Genomic DNA, 7,948 nt, shown 5'->3' on the forward strand with positions numbered 1-7,948 from the left:
TTAAATTGATTTATTGAATGTGAATACTGAACTGCTTCCTAATTGTCCTCCTGGAAGAGTATAATTCAGCTTTATATTATAGGTTCCTTGTTTGATGTAAGGGAATTTTCCGTTAATGATATAATCATACTTCGTGACCATTTGCTGATTTAAAGTATTTAAATATTTGTTAACCACTTTATACCTTAAATTGACAAAATCTGTTTTATAATAATATGGCAGATTATATCGGAAAGGCAGATATTCCTTTAACATATAGCTTGTTGGATTATTGATTAGATAATCTTGGTACCATGCTAATGTTTCTACACCTTTTGTTGGAGGAACACCAAGAGAGGAGTTACTTCTATCAAATTGGAAATCATTTTCTAGAGGATATCCTTGGTAAACTAAAGGGAAAATTTCATTTTTGTAGTAACTGTCATCTAATATTGCTTCAACATTGATTAAAGGAACATACATTGTTTTTGCATTTCCGATAATCTCAATTTCATCAAAAGGTTCAGTTGAACTGTTTAAAGACTGTAAGGCATGTACATCAGAATAAATAATTTCAACCAAGGTTTGCTTAGGCTTTTTGGCAGCCATTTTTTCAGAGAAACTGTTGTATTGGCTCGTATTAAAATTATATTGTAATAATTCAACACCTTCACCACCAGTTACAATCTCTCCCAGTTTATTATCCTTTATCTCAACATTTGCATTTTCACCCAAATCTTGCTTAGTATAGCTTTCTTTTAAATTGCTATTGGCATCACTTTTTGTTTCAAGCGTCATTAAGGAAATATTATAAGTCTTAGACGTTTGTAACACTGGCAAATCTATACTTACTTTTCTTAGAGTACTATTATAAGTTATTGCTCCTGTACTTGAAGTTGTTCCAGTTTTATAGAATGCTTTTTGAGACTGTCCTTGCTTTAATTCAAACAAGTAAGGCTGTCCTTGTTTTAGCACTACATATGCTTGTTTGGATTCGTTTTGATAAACATATTTCTGGTCTATTACAGGATAGCAATACGCGATATTAGTTACAGGAATATTGTTTGGTGCAAGTCCTGTAGTGAAATTTCGAACCTCAGTTTCAGTGGCAATCTGTCCATCGTCATAAACCGTTTTCCACGCTCCATTAGTAAACTCCTGAAAACTTACTTTTACCGTACTCACTAGATTTGAATTCGGCGAAAATACATCAAAAGGAGTGAAGCTTAATAAATCTTTAGTTTGATTCCATGTCATTTCTCCTGGAATAATGACACCATCTTTTTTAACAGTGTATTCTTCTAGTTTAAGCTTATATGTTTTGACGCCTGAATCTTCTTCTAATGTAAAGCTTTTTTCTACTGGAAAATTAAATCCAACTTGGGGAACTGCAAAAACACTAACATCTTTTGTGCCTTCTGCGGGAGTAATGTCAGCAATTGTTTTTAAGCCTCCTAAAGGAGCATCATTAAGAAACTCGCATTGTTTACCAAATTCTAATTTGAATCTGAAACTGCCTTTAATGACACCTCCTAGTAAGTTGAAATAACCTCCAAGATAACCTCGAATCCAGACGGGGTTCGGTAGTTTAGCTTGTAAAAGAACTGCACCACCACCTTTTATGATGGATATTTTCTTTTTAATCATAAACAATTTAATCTTGATTCCGAGTTCTCCCTGCAAATAAGCATATGATTGTCCGTTTGCATACCAGCCATTAAGACCAATTTGTCCTGAACCTTTGCATTGTGCTTCGCCATAATCTTTTACCATAATGTCAAATCCAAATCCACATTGGAAGTTGGCATAAAATACAAGGAAAGTTAAATCGCCTGTTTTTAAGCTGAAATCAGAACCAAAAGCAAAACCTTTACCAGAAGCGACACTATTTTCATCTCTCATATAATTAAGAGATTCTGTATTAACACCAAGAATTTGTGCAACAATAGCAGGAGGTGGCGGGCTTCCTGGAATGTCGTCACCCAGCATAAAGTATCCTCCGGCTTCCACTTCTATGGAGCCAATAGCTAGCTTAATACCTAATCGATCGGTTGGAGTTCCCATACGGATGTACCACTTATCGGGACCAAAATGCAAAACGGCCCATCCGGCTCTGTTGCCTGATGCACGCCCTTTTATAAAACCGCCCGGAGTATCAATATACAAATCAAAGGAACCATGTAAAGTTTTGGCATTAAAATCATATTCTATAGCTGCAAAGGCATTGATACCCATCGAACTTTTTACATTATTTGGATAAAGTTGTTCAGCTGCTTTGGATAGATCAGATGTTTTTAAGGCCTCAAGAGCTACCTGCGAAATCAGTGATTCATTTTCAGTAACCGTTTTTAATACTTTGGTTAGTTGTTCTGCTCCCGGAATTTCAAAAGGCTGCATCACGTGTCCTTCTCCGTAAATACTAATTCGGTTAATCCCGCCGTGATTGTTAAAGGCAATTTCAAAACCGGCTCCTCCCCAAAAGGCATCAGCCGTAGCAGTTCCGGCAAATTTTATCATAGCTTTGACACCAAGGCCCGACTCGGAATCAGGAACATAATTAGAACCAGAGGCAGAAAACCTGTTGCTGAAACCATCTTTTTTCATTCGGTAATAAGCGCCTCCGCCAAAACCTTTAAAAGTAATCGCACCAGCGGGGATGTTCAAATTATCTACCATGGCATCTACATACCAGTATCTGAATGTTGTCGACCCAAAAATAGCATTAGCTTCAACTTTGATCCCTCCTGTAAAATCTGCTCCCAGCATTCCCTTGAAGCCATTTCCATATACAGGATCATTGTCCATTATCGTAATACTCCCCTTCAATTTCATTCCGCCTAAATCGGCAGCAATGTCTACTCGGTCAAATTTTAAATGATCAAATTTCCATTTTTGTATTCCGTCGTCTTTGTCAAATTTTCCAACAATATTAAATTTTGTCCTTCCATTAAATTGATCCTTCATCAAATTAACAGATAAATCTATTTTTAATGAGGCAGATACATCATCTGCAATTAAGGCAATCTCATGAATAGTAATCGGAAAATTAGCGACTTTAGAAGAGTTAGGATCAGTTTCAGCTTCATTTTTATAACCAAAATAGGTAGCCTTAAAAATAGGGGTTACCGTTTGTAATTCTAAATTTTCGAATATGATGCCTTTAAAGGCAACAGCCCCTTTCTCATCTTCATCTTCATCCTCAGTAGAAGGTGTAGTGGCAGGAGCTGTGGTAGTTTTTACTTGCGTTGCCTGTGCCATTGGCAATCCCATACCTGATAATTCAGGATTTTTGGTTTCTGGTTCCTCATTAGCATTCGGCTTGTTGCTGCCTTTTATGGCTATGCTTCCGTTTAAAAAAGCTTTTGGTAAAAATTTGCCTTCCTTTACTTTTAATTCGATGTAAGATCCTTTGTCAAATCGCGCTGTGGCTTTAAAAGCCTGAAAACAGACGTTTTCACTTACTTCGGCTTTTAAGAGATACTCGTTGTCTATTGGGTTTATAAGGGCATTATACGCAATTTCACCACCGGTTTTCGCAGCACATTTTTTCGATTTATCAGATAAAGGCAATACAATGGCTCCGTTAAATTTAGCATGCATTAAAGAATTTGCCCTGAATTCCATTTCAATATGATCAACAGAAAATTGCCAGCCTGCAGCACTCCCTTTACCTAAATCCAGAACGTTTTCAGCAGAAAAATTACCAGATACGCCCATTCTGTCTATCAGCAGGTTAGTGGCTTTAAAGCTCAGTCGGTTATTGGTTCCTTTTTCCTTGAAGTGCGAAGGAAGCACTACTTTTAGGGAACTTACATACAATCCTCTCCATAAATTTTCATTTCCGGGAACCAGATAATCTTTTTCATAATCCTTTGGCCAGACGATGGAACTCGAATTATGAAGATCACTAAAATCAATTACGGCTTTGTTCAGTTCAAAGCAGGTTCCTTTATAATTGGTCAGTTGAAAAGTAGGCAGGGATATTTCGACTAAAATATCGTTCCAGTTTGATATAATAGTTTTAAAGGAGGCCTGAACTCTTTTGTCAGTAGGGAGTACATTGTAATTGGTATCAACGGGCTCTAATAAAGATCTTGAAAAAATAACATCAGCCTCGATACCAAGTTCTTTAAAGCCATTGCAGTCAATAGTTACATACGTTTTATTCTCGATTTTTCCGGACTCCATGTTCATTCCGCCTTTCAAAACCAATAATAAATTCTCGCCGTTGATTTTTATAGGTACATCCCCTAGTAACACTAAATTAGTAGCGCCGACTAACCCTCCTTTATGTGAAAGTTTGATATTATTGGCGCCAAAAAAGAGTTGCTTTTGCTTGCCATCTTCATCTTGTGGAATGGTAATTCTCACAAAAGCGGTTAATTCGGTATATTCAGGGGTAAATTTGGCATTACTAATTCCTAACAGATATTGAATACCGCCAATGGTTTTTTTGATTCCTAAGGGTAGTGTGGAAAGCTTTGTAGGTTCTAAAAAATCAGTAAGAAGATTCATGTTCTTATCGATTTCTTCGCAGATTGTCTTGGCTTTGCTTAAATCCTCATTTGTTTCTGCCGAAATCGGAAAATTATTCTTGATATAAGAACTCGTAAATTCACTTTCTGCGGGTGCCGAAATAGAAAAACGGGAAAAAGGAAAATCTTGCTTCTGGGGGCTTAAATTTAATGCAGCGGTATTTTTCTTTTGTCCGGAAATGGTATCATTTGGACTGGAAAAACACGTAGTGCTGATTATTAATAATAAAAAAAACAGTATGCGATAAACAGGCTTCGAAGTAATTTTTTTCAAGTTCAGTACAGGTTAAGATGATATCAGGTGATTATTTACAGTTTCATAGATGTAAATAATAACTTAATAATAATGATTTAACGGGCGGTCAAATATAAGATAAAATTAATAGGAAAAAAGCGCAATTGATATTTTTTATATTTTTTTGTAAAGGGAATTTGTTAAAAAGCAAATGTAAAAAGGGACTATTAAAAAGCCGTATTATAAGGAAATAAAAAGGTTTTTGTTTTAAAAAAAAAAACAGTAATAATTTAATTTTCAATTGTTTATAATTTGTTTTAAACTTATGTAACAAATAAGGTAGGCAATTTTATAAACTTAATTTTTACAGCATTAAACAATCACCTCATAACCCTCCTAAAAGTAAGATTGATTCTCGGCAAAACGTCCCGGGTTGTTTTAGTAACCTGATGCTGCCAAAAAGTATTAGTAGTACCAGCCATTAGCAAAAAAGTGCCATGATGAAGAGGAATCTCTATCTGTGGAATATCCTTTCTAAGCTTATGACGAAGCCTGAACATTCTGGTTTCACCAAAAGTGACTGAGGCAATATCCATATTTTTATTGCTGCTCGCAGTTTTGTCGCTATGCCATGCTACGCCGTCATTCCCATTTCTGTAAAGATTAAGCAATACGGCATTAAATTGTATAGCGGTTTCCATTTCCACACGTTGTCTTATAGTTTGTAGGGCCAGCGGCCAGTTTAGGTTAGGCTTTTGTTCGTTTAGATCTGTGTCTTCATACCAGGAAATCATTCTGGGGGCAGTAACTACCTTGTCATACATAGGCATGTCATATTCGTGCCATTGGGTCTGGTTGAGAAGAGTGTTGTAATAATGATCAGACTCTTCCTTCGAAAAAAAATTGTCGATCAGGAGTAAGTCGGCATCAGGAACATCAAATATCTTTTTTCCCCCTGTACCGGTCGAAAAGAGTTCGGTATCATCAAAGAGTATCATCTTTATTGTTTTTGAAAACACAAAACTAGTACAGATAATAACAATTTTTAATATATTTGCAGTTACAAATTGTAACAAAAAAATAATATGTCCTTATTTTCAGATAACATCAGGGTTTTAAGGGTTAGGCACAAAATCTCACAAGAGAAGCTGGCCGAAGGCCTTCAAATTACCAGAGGCAGATATGTCAAATATGAAGATGGTACTTCTGAAGCACCGTATGATATATTAAAGAGAATTGCCTGGTATTTCCATATAAGTATAGACCTGTTGCTGTCGGTAGATATCCGTAAAATAGACATGCAGCATTTACTGAAACTGGAAGATAATAGATTAGTCTTGCCTATCCAGGTAGATAATCAGGGGGAGAACTTTATCGAAGTAGTAACGCAAAAAGTAAAAGCCGGCTATCTCAATGGGTATGCCGATCCTGAATATATCGAAAGCCTGCAGCAAATCTCGCTTCCTTTTTTAGGACCTGGCAAACACAGAGGCTTTCCGGTAGAAGGAGATTCGATGCCGCCACACGAAGATGGTTCGATAATTATAGGGCGTTATGTAGAAAGATTAGGAGATGTACAGGACGGTAAAACCTATATACTCATTACTAAAAATGAAGGAATGGTCTACAAACGCCTTAATAAAAACAAAAAAAACGTACTGGTGTTGGAGTCAGACAATAGTTTCTACCCTAATTACGAAGTCAGGTTATCAGACATTATAGAAATCTGGGAGTACAGGTGCAATATCGGGAGAACGGATAAGAAACAGGAGTTAAATGAAATGGAGAGTATGAGAGAGATGATTTTAGAGTTGAAGAGGGACGTCTCTGAAATTAAAAATAAAACTGCATAAAAAACGGGTTCATTCTCAGATTTAGTTTTTTATAAAGTGCAAATCTTGATGTAAATATGTCTGGTTACTTTACAAAAATAAGCCTCAAATTACTCTGAGGCTTATTCTGTATCTATTCCAAAGAGAGAATCATAGATTGCCGGCATTGCGGGTTTAACGATAAGTAAACGCTTAACCATTGGCTACGCTTATGAGGTAAATACAAGAAGGGAAATGGCAAGTGCAAGAAATACAAACGAGTTTTTCCTTCGTTTTAAATTAAATAAATAGATCTAATCAAAACTACATATTAACGATAAGTAAGCTCGAAAAGGTGACGTTTACGCAGCTTTTCATTAGTGAACATTTGGAGGAGAGAACTTTATGCCAAATCTTTATGGTTGTAATTGAAAATTGATCTTCATTTGAATGTAAAATATTCTCAATTTCTTTAAAATTTATACTCGCAATAATATTTGTGGTTAATAAATCGTCAGGCAAATAAGAAATTTTAAAAATTAGTTATCTATTAAAATGCCCTTCTTTATCCATTTTACCTCTTCATTTTCAATAACTACAATCATTTTATCGCCATCTTTAACTTCTCCTGAAATTATTTTCTTGGCATGTGGTCTTCTTAAATGACTTCTAATGATACTTTTAATAGGTCTGGCCCCATATTTTGCATTGTATCCGTTTTCAGCAAGATACAGTTTAGCTTGTATTGGAATTTCAACTTGGATATTAATATTCTTTAGTAAGTCCATAAATTCTTTTTTAAGATGGATTTCAAATATTTTTAAAGCATTTTCTTTACTGATAGGCGCAAAAGGTATAATTTCAGTTAATCGTCCTAAAAACTCTGGTCTAAAATAATTTGTCATAATCTCCATCAAAGAAGATGAGCTTGGAATTTGACCATTACTAAATGTTTCGACAATATGATCTGACCCTATATTTGAAGTAAAAAGAATTATTGCATTAGAGAAATCTCCCTCTTTTCCTAATCGGTCATGCAATTTACCTTCATCCATAATCTGGAGGAAAACATCAAAAACAGAAGGATGCGCTTTTTCAATTTCATCAAATAAAACTATAGAGTAGGGTTTTTGTCTTATTTTATTCACTAGCAATCCACCTTCTTCATAACCTACATAACCTGGAGGCGCTCCACGAATGGGAATATTTGTGTGAAAGTTTTATGAAAAATCTAAAAAACAAATCATCAAATGTATTTCCATATCGATTGTTTATAGAAAATTCATAATTTTACAATGGATTTTTAAGATATGTCTCGTCCTAAAAAAACGATACTGATTATTAGATAAAAATAATTAATTAAACAGTTGCAAGAACGTTCTTGCAAC

General features: G+C 35.2%; 3 protein-coding genes and 1 pseudogene. 1 reads left to right on the forward strand and 3 read right to left on the reverse strand.

Annotated features, from left to right (window positions below):
- Complete coding sequence (locus tag ACEN2I_RS19010) at window positions 1-4,788, reverse strand: hypothetical protein (RefSeq protein ID WP_441767675.1); 4,788 nt, start codon at window positions 4,786-4,788, stop codon at window positions 1-3.
- A 341-nt stretch (window positions 4,789-5,129) separates the two neighbouring features.
- Entirely contained in the window at window positions 5,130-5,747 is a 618-nt protein-coding gene (locus ACEN2I_RS19015) for an alpha-ketoglutarate-dependent dioxygenase AlkB family protein (protein WP_441767676.1), read from the reverse strand.
- An 87-nt stretch (window positions 5,748-5,834) separates the two neighbouring features.
- Between ACEN2I_RS19015 and ACEN2I_RS19020 the strand changes: the two genes are divergently transcribed.
- The gene (locus ACEN2I_RS19020) at window positions 5,835-6,602 is read left to right on the forward strand and encodes an XRE family transcriptional regulator (protein ID WP_441767677.1); all 768 of its coding nucleotides are present in this window, start codon (window positions 5,835-5,837) and stop codon (window positions 6,600-6,602) included.
- Between the two features lie 497 nt (window positions 6,603-7,099).
- On the opposite strand, the pseudogene ACEN2I_RS19025 reads toward ACEN2I_RS19020, so the two are convergent.
- Window positions 7,100-7,756 (reverse strand): annotated as a pseudogene (locus ACEN2I_RS19025) (AAA family ATPase); the annotation flags it as partial.
- Between the last annotated feature and the right edge of the window lie 192 nt (window positions 7,757-7,948).

This window comes from Flavobacterium sp. W22_SRS_FK3, from assembly GCF_052113665.1.
GTDB lineage: Bacteria > Bacteroidota > Bacteroidia > Flavobacteriales > Flavobacteriaceae > Flavobacterium.